Genomic DNA, 20,299 nt, shown 5'->3' with positions numbered 1-20,299 from the left:
CGCTTGCGGTGGGGAGTGTGCAAGCTCTTTGAAGCCCCTTTGCTCACTCGTCCGCGGCAGGTTCTCGCCCTAAGAACCGCTGTGCGCTTATGAACATGAACCCGCTGATGGCTTTGAAGAACCGTCCTTCGTGAAGAACGGTTCTTCGTTCCGACGCTTCGCGTCCAGGTTCTTCGTTCTTGGTCAAGCACATCTCGTCTGAACCTGATTCAGAATCTCGATCTAAGATCAGTTACAAGTGGAGAACCGTCCTTCGCTGAGACCCAAGCCCAGATCCTGAACAGGAGCACTTCAGGATGACGTCAAGGACTGTCATCCGGATATGAAACTGATCGGGATCTCGAATGTAAGAACCGCTGTACGCTCAAAAGCGGTGAACCCGCTGGTCGCTGACGAAGACAACGTTGTCCGTCAACGGTCTTGAAGTACCGAGGTTGCAGGTAGGTGGTTGCAGGTTCGAAAAGCCTTGAGAGCAGTATTTTGAAACAAGTTCAGCATGACGGGATGCTATGTTTTTGCTCAACAGCTTGCAACTTGGAACTGAGAACTTGCAACTGATCTTTCAGCGTACGGCGCATCATAGGACGAATAAAAGTTCCTCGCTCTGAACGAAGGGCTTCTCTTTTATTTGTCTCATACAGTCCAACCACAACCTTGCGAACATTTTGTGGCTGCTAAAGTCTCACCATGGCAGAGGGCATTAGATTCATAAATGGGCCTTTTAATCAATTTCGGTCGTTTTCTGCTGTTAGAAGTGCTCTGAAAATGTTAGAATTGTCCTGAATATCTGGAGGTGGCTTTCGTGACGAAGAATCCCCTGAATCTAAGACTTTCAGAGATCATGTCCTTAAGAGGTTCTTTTGAGTTTTATAGAGAGAGAATTGATAGATACAACGACAAACTGAATGCATTTCTTCAGGTGAGCAACCCTTCCGATTCGCAAAAGGAAGGGTTTCCTTATGCTCTAAAGGATAATATTCTGGCGCTAGGGACTCGAACAACCTGTGCGAGTAGAATACTCGAAAACTATGAGTCTCCTTATGATGCCACTGTTACCAGCAAGCTGAACAATAAAGGCGGAATAATACTCGGCAAGACCAATATGGATGAATTCGCAATGGGTTCCTCAACTGAGAACTCCGCGTTTGGACCTTCCAGAAATCCCTGGGATCTCGACCGAATTCCTGGAGGCAGCAGTGGTGGAAGCGCAGCAGCAGTTGCTGCGGGTCTTGCCCCATTTGCATTGGGAAGTGATACCGGAGGGTCGGTAAGACAGCCGGCTTCCATGTGCGGAATCGTTGGTTTTAAACCGACTTATGGCCTTGTGTCGAGATACGGATTGGTTGCATTTGCCTCATCGCTGGATCAGATCGGGCCATTGACGCGCTGTGCACAAGACGCCGCAGAAGTGATGGCGATGATCGCAGGCCACGATCCGAAGGATTCAAATACTCTAAGGAGGAATCTAGACTTCAATGTCTCTATTGAAAGCGATATTAAGGGGCTGAAGTTTGCTGCACCTTCAGAGATGCTTAACTACCCGGGTTTGGATTCGGGAGTCAAAGAGAGATTCCTGTCAATGATGGAAGCTATGAGGAGCGCCGGTGCGAAAGTAGAGGAGATTTCGATTCCTAGTGTCGAGTATGCTGTCGCCACATATTACTTGATCGCTCCGGCCGAGGCAAGCTCGAATCTCGCCCGTTATGACGGAATCAGATTTGGGTCGAGAAGTCCCGCAGAAGACTATGAAACTCTCATAAACAAGAACAGAGACAGCGGTTTCGGAGAAGAAGTGAAAAGGAGGATTCTTCTTGGAACTTTCACTCTCAGCGCTACCTATTATGACGCGTACTACAGAAAAGCGTTGAAAACAAGAAGGATCATGGCCGGTGAACTCAACCGAGTACTCAATGAATATGATTACATTGTAAATCCCTCTTCGCCAGTCATTGCTCCGAGACTTGGCGAGATAACCGATCCCCTCGCCTACTATCTTATGGATATATATACTATACCTGCAAATGTAGCAGGGCTTCCGTCGATCTCAGTTCCTACAGGCCTGGTTGACGGTTTGCCTGTCGGTCTGCTTCTCACCGGGAAGAGGTTCAGTGATGTCTCGCTACTGAATGCTGCCGGGGGGATTGAGGATCTCTCTCCCTCTTATGAAAACGGACTGGCGAAGATCCCTGAAAGGTGGGCGAAATAATGTATAAGACTGTGATCGGGCTGGAAATCCATGCTCAGCTCAAAACCGAGACCAAAGCATTCTGTAGTTGTCGGGCCGATGTTTTCGATCTTGAACCGAATACTGTTATTTGCCCTGTCTGCACAGGTCAACCCGGCACTTTACCGGTGTTAAACGAACGGGTAGTCGAGTTCGCCGTAATGGCCGGAATTGCTATGAACTGCACCATCAACAGGCGGTCGGTCTTTGACAGAAAGAATTACTTTTACCCGGATCTGCCGAAGGGTTATCAGATTACTCAATACTTTTTCCCGATAGCCGAGAACGGTTACCTGTATCTCGTAAACGGCGAAGAGAAGCGAAGTATTAGGATCCGCAGGATTCACATAGAAGAAGACGCGGGCAAGATGGTTCATCAGGGAACGGAATCAATAACCGGATCGTCGGGAAGTCATCTGGATCTAAATAGGTGCGGGGTTCCGCTAATTGAAATTGTTACAGAACCAGATCTAAAGAGTCCGGTCGAGGCCCGCATCTTCATGGAACTCCTCAGAGATACGCTAAGGGCCCTGGGTGTCTGTTCTGGAGACATGGAGAAGGGCGCATTGCGCTGCGATGCAAACATCTCGATGGTTGACGAGAGTGGGAGGAGCTCCAACAGGGTAGAAATCAAGAACATCAACTCTTTCAAGTTCGTTGAGAAGGCACTGGAATTTGAACAGGAGAGGATTTCCAAGGCATTGGCTTCAGGAGTAGATGTCGCAAAAGAAACCAGGTCCTGGAATTTCTCTTCAAAGGAAACATATTCTATGAGATCAAAGGAGGAAGAGAACGATTACCGTTATTTCCCCGAACCTGATCTCCCAGAGCTTATAATCAGCGATGATCTTATAGAGAGAATTGAGAGAAGTCTTCCGGAGCTTCCGTGGGAGAAAGTAGAGAGATTCATGGAGCAATACTCGCTTCCCGGCTATGACGCCTCCGTTCTTGCTTCAGATAGTGAAATCTCTTCTTATTTTGAAGAGGTTGCGCAGGCCACCGGAAAGCCCAAAGAGAGTTCAAACTGGATTATGGGAGAGGTTATGAGGCTTATGAACGATAGGCAACTTTCCCTGGAAGAGGTGAAGGTAAGTCCGGAGAACTTCAAGGAGCTTTTCGATCTAATTGAGCAGGGCAAGATCTCAAACAAGATAGCAAAAGACATTTTTCCAGTGATCGTGGAGAACGGCAAGTCACCGACTCAATTGGTTAGAGAAAAGGGACTTCAACAGATAGACGATGACACCGTGATCGAAGATGCAGTTCGAAAGGCCATGAATGACAACCCTGCAGCCGTTCAGCAGTTTAGAGACGGTAAGGAGGGAGTCCTTGGATACTTCGTGGGAGCGGTCATGAAAGCGACCAAAGGAAAGGCAAACCCGTCCAAGGCAAATGAAATCGCAAGGAGGCTGCTTAGAGATTGAAGAAGAGACTTTGTCTGTTCATAGTTGTTTTTCTGGGAGTTCTGATCTTCTCCGAAATTCAGATCAAGCTGAACAATGCTGGGTGGAGCGTTTCCGCGGACATACGGGCATATGAAGATATTTATCTGACACTAGCTTTGGCCTCGGGAATCCCCTACGTTGGGGTAACTTATGTGGACACCTGGGAGGAATACTCCACCGGATTTCTTAAGCTGAAGACCAAAGACGGCCTTTTCAGAGGATCGCTGCTTGCCAGCAACGAGGGGCTTTTCATGGGTGTAAGGTACGTCACCAACACAAATCAGATCCCCATCTTTTCTCACACTACTCTTGAACTCGAGCTTTCAACGGTGGGCAAGATGAAGTATCTGGCGAGGAACTGGGTGCGTCTGCCGCTGGGTCAACTCAATGGAGGCCTCAGCGTATTCCTCCATGGGGAGGACTCCTTTTCGTTCAACGATATAGGTTTATATCTTTATGCAAAGGAATATGAGCGAAGCCTAAGGATAAAGAATGCAGAGAGTAACGTTGTCGCCACTGTGGATCTCAAGACTAACGACTCGCTCGGAGAGGTCGGTTACGGTATAGGGATAGGGATGAACTATCTTTCCTTCGATCTCGGCGTGGCTTTCGCCGGGAATTTCATAGTCCCGGCCGGCGACCTGAGACTAATGCTTTCGCCGACAGTCATGGTAAGCATGCGAGGGATCGATGCACAGATGCTTATCTCGAAGCTTGGGAGCGACGATTCGGTCTTTGCAGGTATCTCAGTCACAAACTTCAACCTTAACGGGATTTTCATGAGGCTTGTATTCTGATGGGTGTGGGAGCGTATGTGCATATTCCTTTCTGTGCTAGAAAATGCTCTTATTGCGATTTCTGCACAATCCAATTCGACAGGGAATCGGTCGAGGCCTATCATGATTCGTTGAAGAAGGAGATCGAGATGTATGAGGTCCCGGGAATCGTCGATACCTTGTACTTCGGAGGCGGATCACCTTCACTGTATCCTATTGACCTAATGGAGGAAATCGTATCGCATATCAATCTTTCATTGGGTACAGATGTGTCTGAGGCTACCATAGAGGCCAACCCGTGGGAGCTCGATAAAGAGCATCTCCTGGCGTGGAGATCTATTGGCTTCACCAGGCTTTCAGTGGGAGTCCAGTCATCCGAGCGGAGTATATTGGAGCGTTGCGATAGACCCGTTCCCGCCGATCTTATGGGCAGGTTGTTCTTGAGCAGAGATACTTTCGATAATCTGAATCTCGATTTCATTCTCGGGTTACCCGGTGAAAACAGAGAAAACGTGATTGCCAATTTAGAGCTGATCAAAGAGGTTTCCCCCGATCACATCTCATACTATATCTTTGATTCAGATCACGAAACTGAATTGATGAGGCGGGTACATGATGCTATCATTGAGTTGCCCGATTCCGAAGCAATTGCAGAACTTCACGACATGGTTCTTGAATCTTTGGCCAGTATGGGATACAAGAGATATGAGATATCATCCTGGGCAAAAGATGGTAGTGAATGTCTTCATAATCTGAAGTACTGGCGAAATGAGGAGTATCTTGGTTTCGGAGTTTCTGCCGGCGGTCATCTGGATCGCAAGAGATATGTCAATACCGAGGACCTTCAACTTTACAGCAGTTTGGTCAACCAGAAGATAAAACCGATCGCCGAGTTCGCAGAAAACGATGCTGTTCAGGAGTTGTTTGAAACTCTCTTTATGGGACTGAGGTTGGCAGAAGGAGTGGATCTGTCTGATCTGGTGTATTCCCGGGAGCTTCTTTTTCTCCTGATTTCAAAGATAAAAACCCGTCTTGGAGATTATATCTCATCTGACGAAGGTACAATTAAGTTGAACGACTCCGGGATGGATGTCTCCAGAAGAGTGTTACAGCAGCTCCTGGATATAAAGGAGGAGATCGAGATTGCTTTCTCCACATGAAGTACTCGAGGTTGCATTAAGAATCGAAACTGAAGGAGAGAACTTTTACAGAGAACTGGCGGAGAGCGCGCATAACGACCGGCAGGGCCCGGTCTTTAGGTTCCTCTCTTCTCAGGAAAGAAGTCACGCCGATACCTTTCGAACTCTTCTCAGGAGATTTGAAGAGGAGGCCATAGAACTTATAAACTGGGACGATGCACGTCAGTACATGGCGGCCTTAACCGAGGCAAGTGTGTTTTCTGACGAATTGAAGGACGCGATGAGCCGCTCAGACTATAAAAAGGCTATTGAACATGCAATAGAAGTGGAAAAGAAAAGCATAGCGTTCTACGAGAGTCTTTTGAAGAACTCAAAGGCCGATACTGTCGAAGCTCTCGAAAAGGTAATCAGCGAAGAGAAGAACCATGTTGAACTTCTGGAAGGACTGAGATAATGACCGCAGAAGAGCTTTCCGACTATCTGAAGAGGTTCTCTATTCACGAACGCCGTAATGAGACCGAAAGCTGGGACTCTTACTTCATGAGACTCGCGTACCAGGTTAGAGAGCGATCCAGCTGCCATCATAGAAAAGTGGGCGCTCTAATAGTGAGGGAGAATAGGATTCTTTCGACCGGCTATAATCAACCGCCTTCGGGTTTCCCTCATTGCGATGAGATAGAGTGCATAAGGGATGCTCTGGGAATACCTTCCGGCCAGAATCAGGAGATATGTTACGCCGCTCATGCTGAACAAAACGCACTGTCTCAAGCGGCGAAATTCGGAATCTCGACTAATGGATCCACCATATACGTTACTCATCGCCCTTGCTCCATCTGCGCCAGACTAATAATCAATGCGGGGATAATAAAGGTTGTGTTCTCCGAAGGTTACCCGGATCCACTTACTGAGTTTATGTTCGAAAAAACAGGTGTCACAATGACGCATTTCACAAAGTGAATGGGAGGAAATCATGGCTATCGCAAGGTTAATGAAGTACTTAAGGCAGGACAGGATGCCTCATGTTTGGTGCCCGGGTTGCGGAAACGGCGTTATTATGAAGGCTTTCATAGAAGCTGTCGATAAGGAAGAACTTGATCCCGACAGAGTCGCCGTCGTCTCGGGAATCGGATGTTCTTCAAGGGTTACGGGCTACCTGAACTTCAATACGATGCACACTCTTCATGGAAGAGCAGTAGCATTCGCTACAGGAGTGAAGCTTGCCCGACCGGAATTCAATGTGGTAGTTATGGGTGGAGACGGTGATATGGTCGCCATAGGAGGGAATCACTTCATTCATGCCTGCAGGAGAAACATGGATCTCACTGCAATAATATTCAACAACAATATCTACGGTATGACCGGTGGGCAATACTCTCCTACTACTCCTTACGAGAAGATAGCTTCGACCTCGCCATATGGAAACGTTGAAAACTCGTTTGACATAGTTAACCTGGCAGTCTCTTCAGGCGCAACGTATGTTGCCAGAACGACAGTATTTCACTATGCTCAAATGGTTCAGTTCATTCAGAAGGCCCTCAACCATAGAGGCATGGGGATAGTAGAGATCATGACCAACTGCCATACGTACTATGGCAGGTACAACGCAATGTCGAAACCCGAAGACATGCTTGCATACTTCAAGAAAAACACAGTTCAAATAGCCAAATCAAAAACAATGACTCCCGAAGAGCTGAAAGATAAGATCGTTGCAGGTGAGTTTGTGAATATAGAAGCGGAAACATACAGCGACAGATACAAGGCAAAGAGCAAGCAGATAATCGCAGCGGAGAGAGGTGAGAAAGCATGAAGCACGCATTCTCTCAGCCTCATTCGGTAAGGATTTCCGGTGTTGGAGGCCAGGGAAATGTTTTGATGGGGATAATTCTCGCAGAGGCCCTTTTGATACAGGGAAGTTGGGTAGTGCAGACCCAGTCTTTCGGAGCCCAGGTGAGAGGAGGACTCTCTTACTGCGATGTTCTCTTCAACACTGAGCCCATAGATTACCCCAAGGCTCATTCCTTTGAACTGATTTACTCTATGCACCAAACCGCTGTAAATGCTCATGCCCCTCTCATTCACATGAACGGCGTCCTTATTGTCGACTCCACTCTCGTCAAGTCTATTCCAAAAGAAGGAATCAGAATGACGAGAAAGATCATATCGAAGCCAGTGACAGAGCTCACTGAGAACAAGTTTGGAAGTACTCTGCCGGCCAATATGGTCGGTCTAGGGTTGATTGCCAGAGCAGGAAACTTCGTCACAACTCAGTCGTTGAAAGATGCCATGGCAAAACACATAAAACCAAAGTACGTAGAGATGAATTCCCAGGCGATTGATTTCGGTTACTCACTAATAGAGAAATCGTATAGTATTAGAAGAGAAAGAATCGATTCTGTCGGCCGGGGATTTGAATGAAGAAGTTTATCAGGAGTCTTGGCAACGCAACAAATGGAATCAAGCACCTTCTGAGAGAGAGAAACTTCAGAATCCAGCTTGTAATCGGAGCAGTGATCTTGACTGTCGGCGCACTGATCGGACTGGACAAGGGTGATTATTACTGGCTTCTCTTCTGTACGTTTATGGTTCTGCTTCTCGAAGGAATCAATACCCTGGTGGAGAAGATAGCAGACATATTGAGGCCCTACTATGATGAAAGAGTGCGTATACTCAAGGATACAGCAGCTGCTGTCGTTCTACTCGGGAGCGCGGTATCTGTTTTGATTGGGTTATCAATTATTTTACAATCAATTTTCGATCTGCATTTTGCCGTTGGACTGCTTTTTGGTATAATAATTCTGGTTGTCTTCTTTTCTTTGGGGCTATTTGGAGGTGGCAGGGAATGAACCGTCGGGTCATTCTGTTATTCCTATTATCGTCTTTGCTATTAATGACTCGCAGTTTCGCGTATTTCCTCGTTACATACGTGGTTAGGCCGGGAGACTCGATTCATACTATTTCGAGAGATCTGAGTGTAAGCATCTCAACTATTATTGACTTCAACAATATCAAAAGTGCAAACAGCATTAAAGCAGGGGACACGCTTAAGATACCCCAACCGGACGGTTTGATCTACGAGGTTCAGTCTGGTGACACCTTCGATTACATCGCAAAGTTGTTTTTCTCTCCTGTCGATGAATTGATAGCAGCAAATAATCTCAGGCCGGATTCTGTAATCAATCCCGGTCAAAGAGTTTTTATTCCCATGTCTTTGGTCAACCTGTATCAGTACATTCCTCAGAGCACCCCTTTCAGATGGCCCATTTATGGAGTAATATCTTCTGATTACGGTTGGAGAACACATCCTGTAAGCGGGCAGCCCTCATTCCATTCGGGGCTTGACATTGCGGCTCCGGAAGGAACGCCGATATTTTCAGGTTCTAGAGGAACTGTTGTTTTCGCTGGACCGAACGGCGGATATGGGAATATGGTCGAAATTCAGCATGACAATGGATATCTTACCCGATATGGTCATATGAGCAAGATAAGCGTCTATGTCGGCCAGAGAGTTGACGCCGGCTCGTTGATAGGCCGAGTAGGAAGTACGGGTGTCTCGACGGGCCCACATGTCCACTTTGAAGTGAGGGACCCCAAGTCAAATACGATGAACCCGTTGTCTATGCTTCCAACTCGTGACCTTATGTACGTCATTAGAAGAGAGGATGACGGCACCGCTGCCGGTGGTAAATGACAAAGATACTGGTTAGTGCGTGCCTGATCGGAGTCAATTGCACCTATCGCGGAGATAACAACCTGTCTTTCAAGCTTCTAGAGCTAGTCGACAGGTTTGTTTTTTTGCCTGTGTGCCCCGAGCAGCTTGGCGGGCTCCCCACGCCTAGGCCTCGTGCGGAGGTTACTACCTCAAAGGACTGGCTGGCAAGCAAGATAGTCCTAGATCAGTTTGGAAACGATGTCACGAGCAACTATGAGAAGGGGGCCGAAGAGGTTCTGAAGATTGCAAAACTCTCAGGTTCAAGTATTGCAGTTCTGAAATCGAGAAGTCCTTCTTGTGGTTGTAGAGGTATCTACGACGGAACCTTCAGCGGAGTGATGATTGACGGAATGGGAATAACGGCAGAACTGCTCATGAAGAACGGCATCGAAGTCTATTCCGAGGAAGAAACTAGCTTCTTATACTAGGATCAAACAACTCCGTAAGAATCTGCATCTCTTCCTTCTCGTCGAGCGTAAAACCCGGACTCTTCGCAAGGATAACCCATCTACCTTTTTGCCATAGCAAGGACTGATCTTTACCTCCGAACCTAACTATTTTGGCGTAGTAGTAATCTGACTTCTTAATCCTTCCTAAATCTCTAGTCAGAACCGATCCTTCTACAAGGAAGAGCGTCTCCCATCTGTCTTTTGCAGCTTCAACAGATTCCATTTTCCAGACATAGACGTTTATCACTCTTGAACTGAGATCCAGTTGCAGGCAGCGCACCGAGTTGTCATACGGAGGGTAGAACACTCTGATGCTTTCTCCGCTTTCCTGCTTAACGGAAACCCCATTCGCAAGTCCCTGATCTGGCGGAAATGGCGCTTCACCGAGAAAAGTGAAGATACTTCGATTGAAAACAAGATCGTCAAGCATAATCTCATCTTTGGGCACAACAACATCTTTTCTGTGACCAAATGCGTAGTAAGAAGCAAATGCAATCAGTCCCAACACAAAGGCGACTGTGAACAACGCCCTGTTTCCATAACGCTTCACCTTAGCGCCTTTCACTTTCACTGCTCCCATCATTCAGATAAGTTCTAGAATCCTTGCTACCTTTGCTGGATCAAGCCTGTAAGGCGACCCCTTCCCTTGATAAAAGCCATGTTCTCTAATCAGATGGATTGAAATAGGTGAGTAGTCGACTTCTTCCTTTCGAGCTATGTTCCTGACATTGATGTTGGCTTTCTTTGAAAGATGACCGTGACGAAAGGGACAGGGTATGTAGCCGCGGCTCTCCTCAACGATTACAACGAATCGGTCATCGACCTTTACAGGCGAACCGAATCCTCTCTCGCCTTGCTTCATAAACATTTCCAGTTTGTTCGCGATTATCTCGTTTGTCAAACCCAGTTCCTTTACCTTCGCCTGATCCTCACTAATAATATCTACCAGATTTCTTTCGTCGTGACCAAGAAAACCCGGGCCGGTAATACTGCCGGCTCTCATATTTTCCTGGATCTTATCGAAGTCCGGAGTCTGTTTCACAGTCTCACCTCCAAAACTATCCAAATTTGTCGAAGTAGATCTTTTCTTCAGTGATTTTGTGCTTCGTCAAAACATCTATGCAGGCGTTTATCATTCCGGGACTGCCGCAGAGATACCCTTCTCTTGCAACATCATCACCCTGTTCGGAAAGATATCTGTCGACAACATCAGTAATGAGACCTATCTCGCCTTGCCAGTTGTCTTCCTGCTGCGGATCGGACAGCGCAGGAATGAAGTGAAAATTTGGCATCTTGCTTTCGATTTCCTTCATCTCCTCAAGGTAGAAAAGATCCCTCTTACTTCTTGCTCCAAAGAAATAATACGCCTTTCTCTCAACTCCCTTTTCCATCATATCCAACAAGATTGACTTGATCGGAGCCATTCCAGAACCGCCGGCAATGAATATTATATCTGAATCGGTATCTCTTAGAAAGAAATCTCCGAATGGTCCGAGGATTTTAATCCTGTCACCCACATTGAGCAGTTTGTGGACGTAAGTGGTTACAATTCCATTTGGAACCAGTCTTATAAGGAGTTCCACTCCATTCTTCACGGACGGCTGGGAGGACATCGAGTAGGCTCTCATGGTCTCTTCTCTTATATCCCCATAGGCAGGGACAACCAGCTGGACGTACTGACCAGCTCTGAAACTTATCTCATCTTGAATACTGAAAAAGACTTCCTTAATGTCGTGAGTAACGTCTTCTATAGAAGAGACTGTCGCCACATATTCGCGAATGTTGAACAACTCTTCGGGAATCTCGATTGACATATCACCCTTAACTTTGATCTGGCACGAAAGCCTCACATTGTCCTTCTTCTCCTTAGGCGAAAGATAAGGAAGTTCAGTGGGAAGTATAGGCCCAATGTCCGTCTTCACTTTAACCTTACAGAGACCGCAGCTGCCCTTTCCCCCACAGGCAGATGGAATGAAGATCTTTTCTCCAGCAAGAGTCGAAAGAAGAGTAGATCCGCCCTTGACCTTGTGACTCTTCGAGTCGTTGATAGTGATACTTACTTCTCCATAATTGTTCACAAGAGCGTCTGCAATTGTAAGAACGGCAGCGAGTACTGCGGAGATCCCTCCAACGACCAGAGCCGTGACGATTATCTGCAAACCAAACACCACCTTACTGGACGGGCAGCATGCCCGAGAAACCCATAAAGGCCAGGGCCATAATGCCGATTATAATCATTGTTATTCCCGGGCCCACCAACTGAGGAGGCAGGTCCTTCTCTCTAAGTCTCATTCGCATTGCAGACAGAGCAACTATCGCAAGCCACCAGCCGGCTCCAGAGCCGAAACCGAAGAATAACGACTGAATCAGGCTGTACTCTCTGATAATCATGAACAGTACGCCCCCAAGGATCGCACAATTCACTGTAATTAAAGGCAGAAAGATCCCGAGATTCATGTAGAGTGTTGGAGAGAATCTGTCTATGACCATCTCCAGAAACTGAACGAATGCGGCAATGACAATAATGAACACTATGTACCTTAGATAGACTAAATTCAGCGGGACAAGAATGTAGTAATACACTATGTAATTGAGCACAGATGTCAAGGTAAGAACAAAGGTTACCGCCATGCCAAGACCATTGGCCGTCTTTATGTCCTTCGATACCGAAATGAACGAGCACATCCCCAGAAAGTTGCTAAGAACCATGTTGCTAGTAAGAGCTGCAGCGATCATTATCACAAAAGGATTAAGCGGAACTCCCATCTACATCTCCCCCCCTCACTTCTTCACGATCGGAGTCCTTGCGATCCAGATTATCGCACCCAATATGAAGAAGGCACTGGGTGCCATTATCATTATTACCCATGGAGTGAAGCCTTCAGGCATGACTCTCAATCCGAACAGAGTACCGAAGCCTAGCAGTTCTCTCACAAAAGCCACGGCAAGCAGGATCAACGAATAACCTATTCCCGCAGAGATTCCATCTATGAAAGAGAGCACAGGCCCATGCGACTGTGCGAAAGCCTCTGCACGACCCATGATAATGCAGTTGGTTATTATAAGGCCCACATAAGGGCCAAGTGCTTTGCTTATAGAAGGCAAATAGGCCTTCAAGACAATATCGAGAATTATGACGTAGGTGGCTATTATCAGAACCTGCACCATCATACGGACGTTCTTTGGGATATGCCTTCTCAAAGCCGAGATTGTAAACGAGGAGAAAGCGGTGGTGAAGATAAGGCCGATGCCCATTATTAGAGTGTTTGTGAGGTTGTTTGTTACAGCCAGAGCCGAGCAGATTCCCAATATCTGAACAATGACGGGGTTGTCTTTCCAGATATTTGTAAGAAAAACCGACTTCTTTGATTCAGCCATTTCTAATTCACCGCCTCAAGAACTGCAGGAAATACATCGTTGATTGCCTTATTAAGCAGAGTTTGAATCGACTCCGAAGTCCTTGTTGCTCCAGTAATCGCATCTACCTTTGAGTCGTCTTTCGAACCAGTATCCTGTCCAGACACTACGGCGATTCGGGCAGAAGAACTCGATGATATCCGTTCTCCCCTGAACTGTTCCTTGAAAGCTGTTTCGTCGATTCTCCCGCCCAGTCCTGGGGTCTCTGAGTGGTTCACAAAATCAATCCCAACTATTCTAGAACCACTCTCATCAACTGCGACAAGGGCCGTTATAGTTCCCCATAGACCTGCGCTTTGAACTGTAAATGCGATTTCTCTCTTTCCTTCATTATCAGCAATGTAGACGGTCTGCTCACCGTCGATCTCCTGTATTCTATCCAGATAGAGTTTTTGCACTTCTTCACTCGGCAGAGAACGCGCATCCTCTACAATATTGAAAACATAGATCAAAGAACGACGAAATTCAAGCTGTTCGTTCCTTTCAATAGTGCCTGAAGCAATTGCGTTGATTCCTGCAAGACAGATAACAAATACGGTTGTAAGAATGAAAGTGAATACTACAGAGTAAAGCTTTTCACTCATGCTTTCACCTTCTTTGGGGTCACCAGATAGTCAAGAAGAGATGCGAATGTATTTGCGATAAGCACCGCAAACATCAGACCGGCACCAAAAAGTGAGAATGTGCCGATTACTATGGCTAGAGACCCGATAATAACTCCGTATATCCACTTTGCTGTATCCTTCTTAGGAGCACTGATAGGATCAGTTGCCATGAACACAGCTCCGAACAGAATGCTACCCCCGATTATTGAGTGGACCGGGTTTATGCTTGAAAGTCCGAATAAGAAGAGTATTCCCGACATCGCGAAGGCCGAAACGAGAGTGGAGACTATGATCTTCCACGATGCGGTCTTGGTTAGTATAAGGTAAACGGCCGCCGCAGCAATCAGCCACTTCGCAGTCTCTCCCGCAGTGCCGGAGATGTTCCCGAAGATCATTTTCCATGCGCTAACCTCTTCTCCGCTCCTGATGACATTCATAGGGGTGGCCATAGTAATAACGTCGGAGCTGATCCATCTACTGAAGCCCTGTCCCCATGACTGGACGGCCGGCGTCCAGCTCTGCTGAACTGCAGCCGGAAAACTCACGTAGACAAACGCCCTGCCAACAAGAGCCGGATTGTACAGGTTTTTGGCAAAGCCCCCGAATGCCATTTTCGCAAAAACAATTGCAAAAGAACTGGCAACTATGACGATCCAGAGCGGTACTGCAGGAGGAAGTACCAGACCCATCAAAATACCGGTGACTATAGAAGCCTCGCTCACCGATTTTCCCTTTTTCCTTTCAAAGAGCCATTCGCATAGGACTGAAACCAGAACTGAAAGCAGAACCGTGGAGAAGACTACCCAGCCGAAATTTCCAACGGAGAATACCAAGATTGGAAGTAGAGCATAGATAACCTTTCTCATCATCGGCTGTTTCTGGAAGAACTTTTTCGCCATCTCTGGCACCTCCGAAAACAAAAGCTTGACTATAATTGTGGTCATACTGTATAATGGTCCCGAGGTGGTTCTCTTGTCAAAATTACACGAGCTCTCATTTTATTCTCTGGCCGAAGCAAAAGCTCACTTTTCAAAGGTTGTTGACGATTGTGAGAAGGCCGATATAATTATAACAAAAAACGGGCTTCCAAAGGCAGTTATGATGGACTATGACAAGTACGTACTCCTCAGCAGATTTCTCGAACGGGTTTACGATCTGTACTTAATGGACGCTGGCGATGAAGCTATGGATGTCCAGATAAAGGATCTTATCGTTCAGGTTGATGATGATTGACGGAGGTGCAAGATGGCAGAAGTTATCCTCGAGAAGGTAGCAAAGACTTATCCGAACGGAGTCAAGGCCGTTCTCGATGCGAATCTCGAAGTACAGGACAAGGAGTTTCTGGTTCTACTCGGTCCCTCAGGCTGTGGAAAGACGACGACACTCAGAATGATCGCGGGCCTTGAGGAGATTACAGAAGGAACAATCAAGATCGGTGGAAGAGTTGTTAACGATGTCGAACCTAAGGATAGAGACATCGCCATGGTCTTTCAGAACTACGCGCTTTATCCACACATGTCTGTTTACGAAAACATGGCTTTCGGACTTAAGTTGAGAAAGACTCCAAAGCCGGAGATCGAGAAGAGGGTAACAGAAGCGGCACGTATTCTTGGGATAGAGCAGTTGCTGGATAGAAAGCCAAAGCAGCTTTCCGGTGGTCAGAGACAGAGGGTCGCAGTCGGGAGAGCGATTGTTAGAAACCCAAAAGTCTTCCTCTTCGACGAACCTCTCTCCAACCTTGACGCGAAGCTGAGGGTACAGATGAGAGCCGAACTGAAGAGGCTTCACCAGAACCTCCAAGCAACGATTATCTACGTTACTCATGACCAGGTTGAAGCAATGACAATGGCCGACAAGATCGTAATTATGAAAGACGGAATAATTCAGCAGATCGGCGATCCTTATTCAGTCTACTTCGAGCCGAGAAACAAGTTCGTTGCTGGATTCATCGGCACTCCCGCAATGAACTTCATCAGCGCGAAGCTTGTATCTGAAGGAGGAAAAGTCTGGGTAGTAAAGGAAGACATGAAGCTTCTCGTTCCTGAAGACAAGGTCGAGAGGCTCGGGCACCTTGTCGGCAAAGAAACGACTTTCGGTATAAGACCGGAAGACATCTACGACAAGATGTACGCGGTTGCGCCAAAAGACGAATTCACGGTGAAGGGCAATGTAGATGTTGTCGAACCCCTTGGAAGCGAAACTCTAATCCACGCCACTATTCACGGGGACGAAATCGTCGCAAAGGTTGATCCGAAGAGCAGAGCGTCTGCAGGCGACAAAATGGATCTGGTCTTCGATATGTCTATGATGCACCTGTTTGATCCTGAAACCGAGGAGAACGTCCTCGCCGGTACTCACCAGGACGCTACCCCTGTCAACATTTAGTTATCATGAAAAAAAGGTGGCCTAGGCCACCTTTTCTTATTTTTTGGTTCAATTAACCTCTCGCTTCGACATAAGTCTTGACTCTGGCGGTCAATCTTGCCTTTTTACGTGAAGCCGTATTCTTATGAATAGTTCCTGACTTCGCCGCCTTGTCGAGAGTAGAATATACTTCGCTAAGCATGGAAGAAACGGACTGTGGATCTTCGCCCTGTTCCATAGCCTTATACAGCTTCTTGGAAGCATTTCTGAATTTTGTCCTGACGGCCCTGTTCATTACGGTTCTCTTAGCCGTCTGCTTTACTCTCTTCTTTGCTGATGCATTATTAGGCACTTATCACTTCTCCTCCTTTCGAGATTTACCCGTTAATTCTATCATCAATCTAATGCTTTCTTCAATTGGTCGACGGCGTTTGTTTCTTCCCAAGGAAGCTCGACGTCGATCCTTCCAAAATGACCGTATGAAGCTGTCTGTCTGTAGATAGGGCGCTTCAGGTTGAGACGATCGATTATTGCCGCAGGTCTGAAATCAAAGACCTTAAGGACCGCCTTTCTGAGCTTCTCGAGGTCGACCTTCTCTGTATCGTGGGCATCGATCATGAAGGATACGGGCTTAGCAACACCTATCGCATAGGCAAGCTGAAGAGTGACTCGATCCGCAAGGCCGGCTGCCACGATATTCTTGGCAGCATATCTCGCCATGTAATGAGCCGATCTATCTACCTTCGTGGGGTCCTTTCCACTGAAGGCCCCTCCACCGTGAGGTGTCCAGCCTCCGTAAGTATCGACGATGATCTTCCTGCCAGTCAATCCCGTATCTGCAGAAGGACCGCCCCTGACGAATCTGCCCGTCGGGTTCACGAAGATTTCCACCCCTTCAAGAAGTAGCTCGTGGTCTATTTCAGGAGCAATTACGTTGTCAACTACGAGTCTTTCGATCTCCTCTGCAGTCAAGTCAGGATCATGCTGGGTCGATACCACTATCGCAGTTACGCCAACGGGCTTGCCATCCTGATACTTAACTGTGACCTGGGTCTTTCCGTCAGGTCTAAAACCACGAACCGATTGATCCTTTCTCACTTTGCTGAGCCTACGGGCCAGCCTGTGGGCAAGGACTATCGGCAACGGCATCATCTCGGCAGTTTCATTCGTTGCATAGCCGAACATCATACCCTGGTCCCCCGCGCCGATAAGCGCATATCTATCTGTATCATTCTTTTTCGCCTCAAAGGACTTATTCACTCCAAGTGCAATATCCGGCGACTGCTCATCGATACTTGTAAGAACTGCACAGGTCTCTCCGTCAAAGCCGAACTTTGCCCTGTTATAACCGATATCGAGAATTGTATCCCTTACTACCCTGGGAATATCTACGTAAGCCTTTGTGCTTACTTCTCCGGCAACTACTGCAACGCCCGTTGCCAGAAGAGTCTCAACCGCGACTCTAGAATCTTCATCCTGAGTCAACATCGCATCGAGTATCGAATCTGAAATCTGATCTGCCATTTTGTCGGGATGGCCTTCGGTAACGCTTTCACTGGTGAACAACCAAGTCTTCATGACTGCCTCCTATAAACTGAATCTATTCTCCATATTCTTCCTCGGACAAGAATCTACCACCAATTATCTCGAAGGACAAGGGCCTGAATGCTCTGCTGAAATCGGCAATGATCTGGATCTTGTTCTGACACTTGCTGCCAACAAATTCTTTATCCAGTCTATAGGCTCCCTTTCCCTTTCCGTAATTGACGCTCACATCGTAGTACTTTCTCAAGTGACTTCTAAACTTCTCCCCACACTTGTTGCATTCAAAATGCACGACAATTGTGTTTCCGCTGTCGTAAAACGGATTCTTGCTTATGTCACGCGGCTTCTTCTTGAAAAACATCCGAAACTACCTCCTCATGACTATTCTGAAGTCCTTCGAAGCCTCGTTGCCCCAGTGATCACGAACTACTACCCTGGCATCTCTTGGATTCGTCCAGTCTATGTCGTCCCAGATGTTTATCGGAAGCAAACTGAGAGATATCCTGGAGTTAAGGTTAAACCAGTAGTCAGACTCTGTCGATGGCGAAGAGTATATTTCGTGGACCCTGTCTGCTTCGTCCAAATCGAAAGAAACGAAGTCAATCTGATACACGAGATTGTTTTCAACATAAAGCTCGATCGTCTTCGGGCTGACCGGATGCCTCAGCTGCACCTTGGCATGGAGATCCAGAGGGGTGCTGGGGGTCATTTCGATCGTTGGCTTTCCCTGTGCGAAAGAATAGGTCTTTCCGCCTGCCCTTATGTCAAGAATCTCAACCGCAGATGCCGGATTACCTGTGTCAAAATAGAATCCAGGATTGATTATCGTCTTCATAGTTGAATCTCTTACTTCAAGATGAAAATGAGGCGGCACATTTCCACTGTTTCCGGATTTCGCAACAACATCGCTTTTTCTAAACGGAAGCTCTCTCGGGTCGAAGGTTACTTCGATATATTGATCTCCAAACTCGGAGATCAATTGATGATAAAGATCGTTGAGTTTTCTTCCGGTGAGAGAGGAAGTGTCTCCAATCTCGTTAACGTGAGCGAATATGACATTGATTCCTTTCTCGTTTGTGAGAATGTTCGTAACCTCTGGAAGCATCAGAGCTATACCGATCCCGTATATGGGATGATTTATGTATATCTGGTGAACATACGAGTTGTCCGGAGAAAGGAGATCTAATCCAACAATGCTTCCCGTGGAGTAATCCATTCCCATATGGAAGTGCTCGGGATAATTGATATTTCTTGAGTTGCCACGATACTCGCCAAAGTAACCTGTTACTTCTGGAGCCCTCTTCAGCGGAAACAGCAAAGTCGCAGAAAACAGCACACCTACTAATAAGAGTACCGCTGTGACCGACAATAATCTCTTCATTTCCTTCCCTCCTCACAAATAGAAGAAATGAGCCTTTTATTTATCTCATCGGAGGACACATACTCAACCTCAATAAGATCCTTTTCGTAGTTCTCAGAAAGAATTTCAACCGAACCCCTGAACCTCATGAAGCTCGAAAACTCGGTAGGTTTAAGTCTAAGTTTTCTCCGAAATCTCTTACCGTATAGCTCCGTTGATATCTCGCTCAATATACCTTCGATATTGTAACTCTTCAGAGCACTAACCATCACGGCTTCTGGAAAGATCGTCCCGAGCTCCGCAAGTCTCTCATTCGTGCATAGATCGATCTTATTCAAGACATGGATCCTCTTGATTTCACCGGCGCCGATATCCCGCAGGGTACGATCGACGATTTCATATTTCTCTTTGACTGCCATGTCAGAGGCATCGGAAACTACAGCCAGGAGATCCGAGTATTTGACTTCATCTAACGTCGATCTGAAACTCTCCATCAATTCGTGTGGCAGTTCTCTAATGAATCCAACGGTATCTGAAATGAGAACCTGCATTCCTGCAGGTAGTCTAGCTCTCCTGACTCGAGTATCAAGAGTCGCGAACAATTTGTTCTCTACAAGAAGGTCTTCACTGCTGATTTCAGATACCAGCGATGACTTCCCAACATTCGTATATCCTACAAAGGAAACCAGTGGGATCGACGAAACGAGTCTTTTCTTCCTCGAGATCTCTCTCTGCCTGCCCATCTCTTCTATGTCTTTGCGAAGCCGAGAGATTCTGTCCTGCGCCTGCCGCCTGTCCGTTTCAAGCTTCTTCTCTCCGGGCCCTCTTGTTCCTATTCCCGCTCCAGTCTGCGAAAGCATCCTTCCGAAGCCTTTCAGCCTCGGCAACTGATACTTAAGACTGGCCATCTCAACTTCGAGTTTCCCTTCCTTGGTCGATGCGTGGTCCCCAAAGATCTTCAGGATAAGTTGCGTCCTATCCATTACGGGGACTCCAAGAAGCTTCTCCAGGTTCATTGCCTGAGATGGAGACAGCTCATGACGGGTGATAATGAGGACTGCACCAAAAGCTTCCAGTGTTCTCCTCGCAAAATCCACCTTGCCTTTGCCCAGATAGTGACGGGGATCTGGGTAATCGAGGTTCTGGACCACCGTCTCAACGATTTCGTACCCAGCAGTCCGGGCGAGCTCGTTAAGCTCGCCCAGTATTTCTGACTTGATATTCTGCTCTTCAGACGAAAAAACAGCGACAAGTAAAGTGTCTATG

The 20,299-nt window shown here is 47.0% G+C and carries 25 protein-coding genes; 13 read left to right on the top strand and 12 right to left on the bottom strand.

Going from position 1 to position 20,299, the window contains the following annotated elements:
- Positions 1-802 precede the first annotated feature (802 nt).
- Genes gatA through B3157_RS05385 form a run of 11 tightly spaced genes read left to right on the top strand, consistent with a single transcriptional unit; the run spans position 803 to position 9,721 of the window.
- The gene (gatA, locus tag B3157_RS05435; protein WP_292589425.1) at positions 803-2,206 is read left to right on the top strand and encodes an Asp-tRNA(Asn)/Glu-tRNA(Gln) amidotransferase subunit GatA; all 1,404 of its coding nucleotides are present in this window, start codon (positions 803-805) and stop codon (positions 2,204-2,206) included.
- Positions 2,203-3,648: an Asp-tRNA(Asn)/Glu-tRNA(Gln) amidotransferase subunit GatB gene (gene gatB, locus B3157_RS05430; protein WP_180977988.1), complete on the top strand. Its 1,446-nt coding sequence runs from the start codon at positions 2,203-2,205 to the stop codon at positions 3,646-3,648. The genes gatA and gatB overlap by 4 nt, the downstream gene beginning before the upstream one ends.
- A complete protein-coding gene (locus tag B3157_RS05425) occupies positions 3,645-4,466 on the top strand; it encodes a hypothetical protein (RefSeq protein ID WP_214078998.1) in 822 nt (273 codons plus the stop codon). Before gatB ends, B3157_RS05425 begins: the two co-directional genes overlap by 4 nt.
- Positions 4,466-5,605, top strand: a complete 1,140-nt coding sequence (hemW, locus tag B3157_RS05420; RefSeq protein WP_292589422.1) for a radical SAM family heme chaperone HemW — start codon at positions 4,466-4,468, stop codon at positions 5,603-5,605. Before B3157_RS05425 ends, hemW begins: the two co-directional genes overlap by 1 nt.
- Positions 5,589-6,038 carry a ferritin family protein gene (locus B3157_RS05415; protein ID WP_292589420.1) on the top strand — a complete coding sequence of 150 codons (450 nt, stop codon included), beginning with the start codon at positions 5,589-5,591 and terminating at the stop codon, positions 6,036-6,038. The genes hemW and B3157_RS05415 overlap by 17 nt, the downstream gene beginning before the upstream one ends.
- Entirely contained in the window at positions 6,038-6,541 is a 504-nt protein-coding gene (locus tag B3157_RS05410) for a deoxycytidylate deaminase (protein WP_292589418.1), read from the top strand. Before B3157_RS05415 ends, B3157_RS05410 begins: the two co-directional genes overlap by 1 nt.
- A 13-nt stretch (positions 6,542-6,554) precedes the next feature.
- Positions 6,555-7,391 carry a 2-oxoacid:ferredoxin oxidoreductase subunit beta gene (locus tag B3157_RS05405; protein WP_292589416.1) on the top strand — a complete coding sequence of 279 codons (837 nt, stop codon included), beginning with the start codon at positions 6,555-6,557 and terminating at the stop codon, positions 7,389-7,391.
- A complete protein-coding gene (locus B3157_RS05400; protein ID WP_102819387.1) occupies positions 7,388-7,999 on the top strand; it encodes a 2-oxoacid:acceptor oxidoreductase family protein in 612 nt (203 codons plus the stop codon). Before B3157_RS05405 ends, B3157_RS05400 begins: the two co-directional genes overlap by 4 nt.
- A complete protein-coding gene (locus tag B3157_RS05395; RefSeq protein WP_292589414.1) occupies positions 7,996-8,427 on the top strand; it encodes a diacylglycerol kinase family protein in 432 nt (143 codons plus the stop codon). The genes B3157_RS05400 and B3157_RS05395 overlap by 4 nt, the downstream gene beginning before the upstream one ends.
- On the top strand, positions 8,424-9,272 hold the full coding sequence (locus tag B3157_RS05390) for a M23 family metallopeptidase (protein ID WP_102819385.1): 849 nt from the start codon (positions 8,424-8,426) through the stop codon (positions 9,270-9,272). The genes B3157_RS05395 and B3157_RS05390 overlap by 4 nt, the downstream gene beginning before the upstream one ends.
- The gene (locus tag B3157_RS05385) at positions 9,269-9,721 is read left to right on the top strand and encodes a DUF523 domain-containing protein (RefSeq protein WP_099828563.1); all 453 of its coding nucleotides are present in this window, start codon (positions 9,269-9,271) and stop codon (positions 9,719-9,721) included. Before B3157_RS05390 ends, B3157_RS05385 begins: the two co-directional genes overlap by 4 nt.
- Here B3157_RS05385 and B3157_RS05380 read toward each other — a convergent pair.
- From B3157_RS05380 to B3157_RS05350, 7 genes are read right to left on the bottom strand one after another with little or no spacing between them, the layout of a single operon-like run.
- Positions 9,705-10,307: a hypothetical protein gene (locus tag B3157_RS05380; protein ID WP_292589410.1), complete on the bottom strand. Its 603-nt coding sequence runs from the start codon at positions 10,305-10,307 to the stop codon at positions 9,705-9,707. The genes B3157_RS05385 and B3157_RS05380 overlap by 17 nt on opposite strands.
- 18 nt (positions 10,308-10,325) lie before the next feature.
- Entirely contained in the window at positions 10,326-10,784 is a 459-nt protein-coding gene (locus B3157_RS05375) for a hypothetical protein (RefSeq protein WP_102819384.1), read from the bottom strand.
- Between the two features lie 16 nt (positions 10,785-10,800).
- Positions 10,801-11,901 (bottom strand): NADH:ubiquinone reductase (Na(+)-transporting) subunit F, encoded by a 1,101-nt coding sequence (locus B3157_RS05370; protein WP_349680366.1) that lies wholly within the window; start codon positions 11,899-11,901, stop codon positions 10,801-10,803.
- A 13-nt stretch (positions 11,902-11,914) separates the two neighbouring features.
- Positions 11,915-12,508 (bottom strand): NADH:ubiquinone reductase (Na(+)-transporting) subunit E, encoded by a 594-nt coding sequence (locus tag B3157_RS05365; RefSeq protein ID WP_099828560.1) that lies wholly within the window; start codon positions 12,506-12,508, stop codon positions 11,915-11,917.
- 15 nt (positions 12,509-12,523) lie between these two features.
- Positions 12,524-13,120: an NADH:ubiquinone reductase (Na(+)-transporting) subunit D gene (locus tag B3157_RS05360; protein WP_292589406.1), complete on the bottom strand. Its 597-nt coding sequence runs from the start codon at positions 13,118-13,120 to the stop codon at positions 12,524-12,526.
- Positions 13,121-13,122: 2 nt separating this feature from the next.
- Entirely contained in the window at positions 13,123-13,743 is a 621-nt protein-coding gene (locus tag B3157_RS05355) for an FMN-binding protein (RefSeq protein ID WP_292589404.1), read from the bottom strand.
- Entirely contained in the window at positions 13,740-14,663 is a 924-nt protein-coding gene (locus B3157_RS05350) for an RnfABCDGE type electron transport complex subunit D (protein WP_292589402.1), read from the bottom strand. Before B3157_RS05350 ends, B3157_RS05355 begins: the two co-directional genes overlap by 4 nt.
- A gap of 73 nt (positions 14,664-14,736) precedes the next feature.
- On the opposite strand from B3157_RS05350, the gene B3157_RS05345 reads away from it, so the two are divergent.
- Positions 14,737-14,997 carry a type II toxin-antitoxin system Phd/YefM family antitoxin gene (locus B3157_RS05345; RefSeq protein WP_102819380.1) on the top strand — a complete coding sequence of 87 codons (261 nt, stop codon included), beginning with the start codon at positions 14,737-14,739 and terminating at the stop codon, positions 14,995-14,997.
- A 12-nt stretch (positions 14,998-15,009) separates the two neighbouring features.
- Positions 15,010-16,149, top strand: coding sequence for an ABC transporter ATP-binding protein (locus B3157_RS05340; protein WP_214079005.1), 1,140 nt, complete (start codon positions 15,010-15,012; stop codon positions 16,147-16,149).
- A 52-nt stretch (positions 16,150-16,201) separates the two neighbouring features.
- On the opposite strand, the gene rpsT is transcribed toward B3157_RS05340, so the two are convergent.
- Genes rpsT through hflX form a run of 5 tightly spaced genes read right to left on the bottom strand, consistent with a single transcriptional unit; the run spans position 16,202 to position 20,298 of the window.
- Positions 16,202-16,480 (bottom strand): 30S ribosomal protein S20, encoded by a 279-nt coding sequence (rpsT, locus tag B3157_RS05335; RefSeq protein WP_099828554.1) that lies wholly within the window; start codon positions 16,478-16,480, stop codon positions 16,202-16,204.
- 44 nt (positions 16,481-16,524) lie between these two features.
- A complete protein-coding gene (gene metK, locus B3157_RS05330; protein WP_099828553.1) occupies positions 16,525-17,706 on the bottom strand; it encodes a methionine adenosyltransferase in 1,182 nt (393 codons plus the stop codon).
- Between the two features lie 22 nt (positions 17,707-17,728).
- Positions 17,729-18,034 (bottom strand): hypothetical protein, encoded by a 306-nt coding sequence (locus tag B3157_RS05325; protein ID WP_102819378.1) that lies wholly within the window; start codon positions 18,032-18,034, stop codon positions 17,729-17,731.
- 6 nt (positions 18,035-18,040) lie between these two features.
- Positions 18,041-19,054, bottom strand: coding sequence for a hypothetical protein (locus tag B3157_RS05320; RefSeq protein ID WP_292589395.1), 1,014 nt, complete (start codon positions 19,052-19,054; stop codon positions 18,041-18,043).
- Positions 19,051-20,298 carry a GTPase HflX gene (gene hflX / locus B3157_RS05315; RefSeq protein ID WP_292589435.1) on the bottom strand — a complete coding sequence of 416 codons (1,248 nt, stop codon included), beginning with the start codon at positions 20,296-20,298 and terminating at the stop codon, positions 19,051-19,053. Before hflX ends, B3157_RS05320 begins: the two co-directional genes overlap by 4 nt.
- Between the last annotated feature and the right edge of the window lies 1 nt (position 20,299).

This window comes from Mesotoga sp. UBA5557, assembly GCF_002425715.1.
In the GTDB taxonomy this organism is placed as follows: domain Bacteria; phylum Thermotogota; class Thermotogae; order Petrotogales; family Kosmotogaceae; genus Mesotoga.
Note: the sequence above shows the minus strand (reverse complement) of the source record. Positions and strands in the feature narration are given on the sequence as shown.

Bases quoted from the DNA above. Each gene is read 5' to 3' on its own strand.
- hemW (WP_292589422.1), top strand. From the start codon at position 4,466: ATGGGTGTGGGAGCGTATGTGCATATTCCTTTCTGTGCTAGAAAATGC.
- B3157_RS05410 (WP_292589418.1), top strand. From the start codon at position 6,038: ATGACCGCAGAAGAGCTTTCCGACTATCTGAAGAGGTTCTCTATTCAC.
- B3157_RS05405 (WP_292589416.1), top strand. From the start codon at position 6,555: ATGGCTATCGCAAGGTTAATGAAGTACTTAAGGCAGGACAGGATGCCT.
- B3157_RS05400 (WP_102819387.1), top strand. From the start codon at position 7,388: ATGAAGCACGCATTCTCTCAGCCTCATTCGGTAAGGATTTCCGGTGTT.
- B3157_RS05395 (WP_292589414.1), top strand. From the start codon at position 7,996: ATGAAGAAGTTTATCAGGAGTCTTGGCAACGCAACAAATGGAATCAAG.
- B3157_RS05390 (WP_102819385.1), top strand. From the start codon at position 8,424: ATGAACCGTCGGGTCATTCTGTTATTCCTATTATCGTCTTTGCTATTA.
- B3157_RS05385 (WP_099828563.1), top strand. From the start codon at position 9,269: ATGACAAAGATACTGGTTAGTGCGTGCCTGATCGGAGTCAATTGCACC.
- B3157_RS05365 (WP_099828560.1), bottom strand. From the start codon at position 12,508: ATGGGAGTTCCGCTTAATCCTTTTGTGATAATGATCGCTGCAGCTCTT.
- B3157_RS05360 (WP_292589406.1), bottom strand. From the start codon at position 13,120: ATGGCTGAATCAAAGAAGTCGGTTTTTCTTACAAATATCTGGAAAGAC.
- B3157_RS05355 (WP_292589404.1), bottom strand. From the start codon at position 13,743: ATGAGTGAAAAGCTTTACTCTGTAGTATTCACTTTCATTCTTACAACC.
- B3157_RS05350 (WP_292589402.1), bottom strand. From the start codon at position 14,663: ATGGCGAAAAAGTTCTTCCAGAAACAGCCGATGATGAGAAAGGTTATC.
- B3157_RS05340 (WP_214079005.1), top strand. From the start codon at position 15,010: ATGGCAGAAGTTATCCTCGAGAAGGTAGCAAAGACTTATCCGAACGGA.
- metK (WP_099828553.1), bottom strand. From the start codon at position 17,706: ATGAAGACTTGGTTGTTCACCAGTGAAAGCGTTACCGAAGGCCATCCC.
- B3157_RS05325 (WP_102819378.1), bottom strand. From the start codon at position 18,034: ATGTTTTTCAAGAAGAAGCCGCGTGACATAAGCAAGAATCCGTTTTAC.
- B3157_RS05320 (WP_292589395.1), bottom strand. From the start codon at position 19,054: ATGAAGAGATTATTGTCGGTCACAGCGGTACTCTTATTAGTAGGTGTG.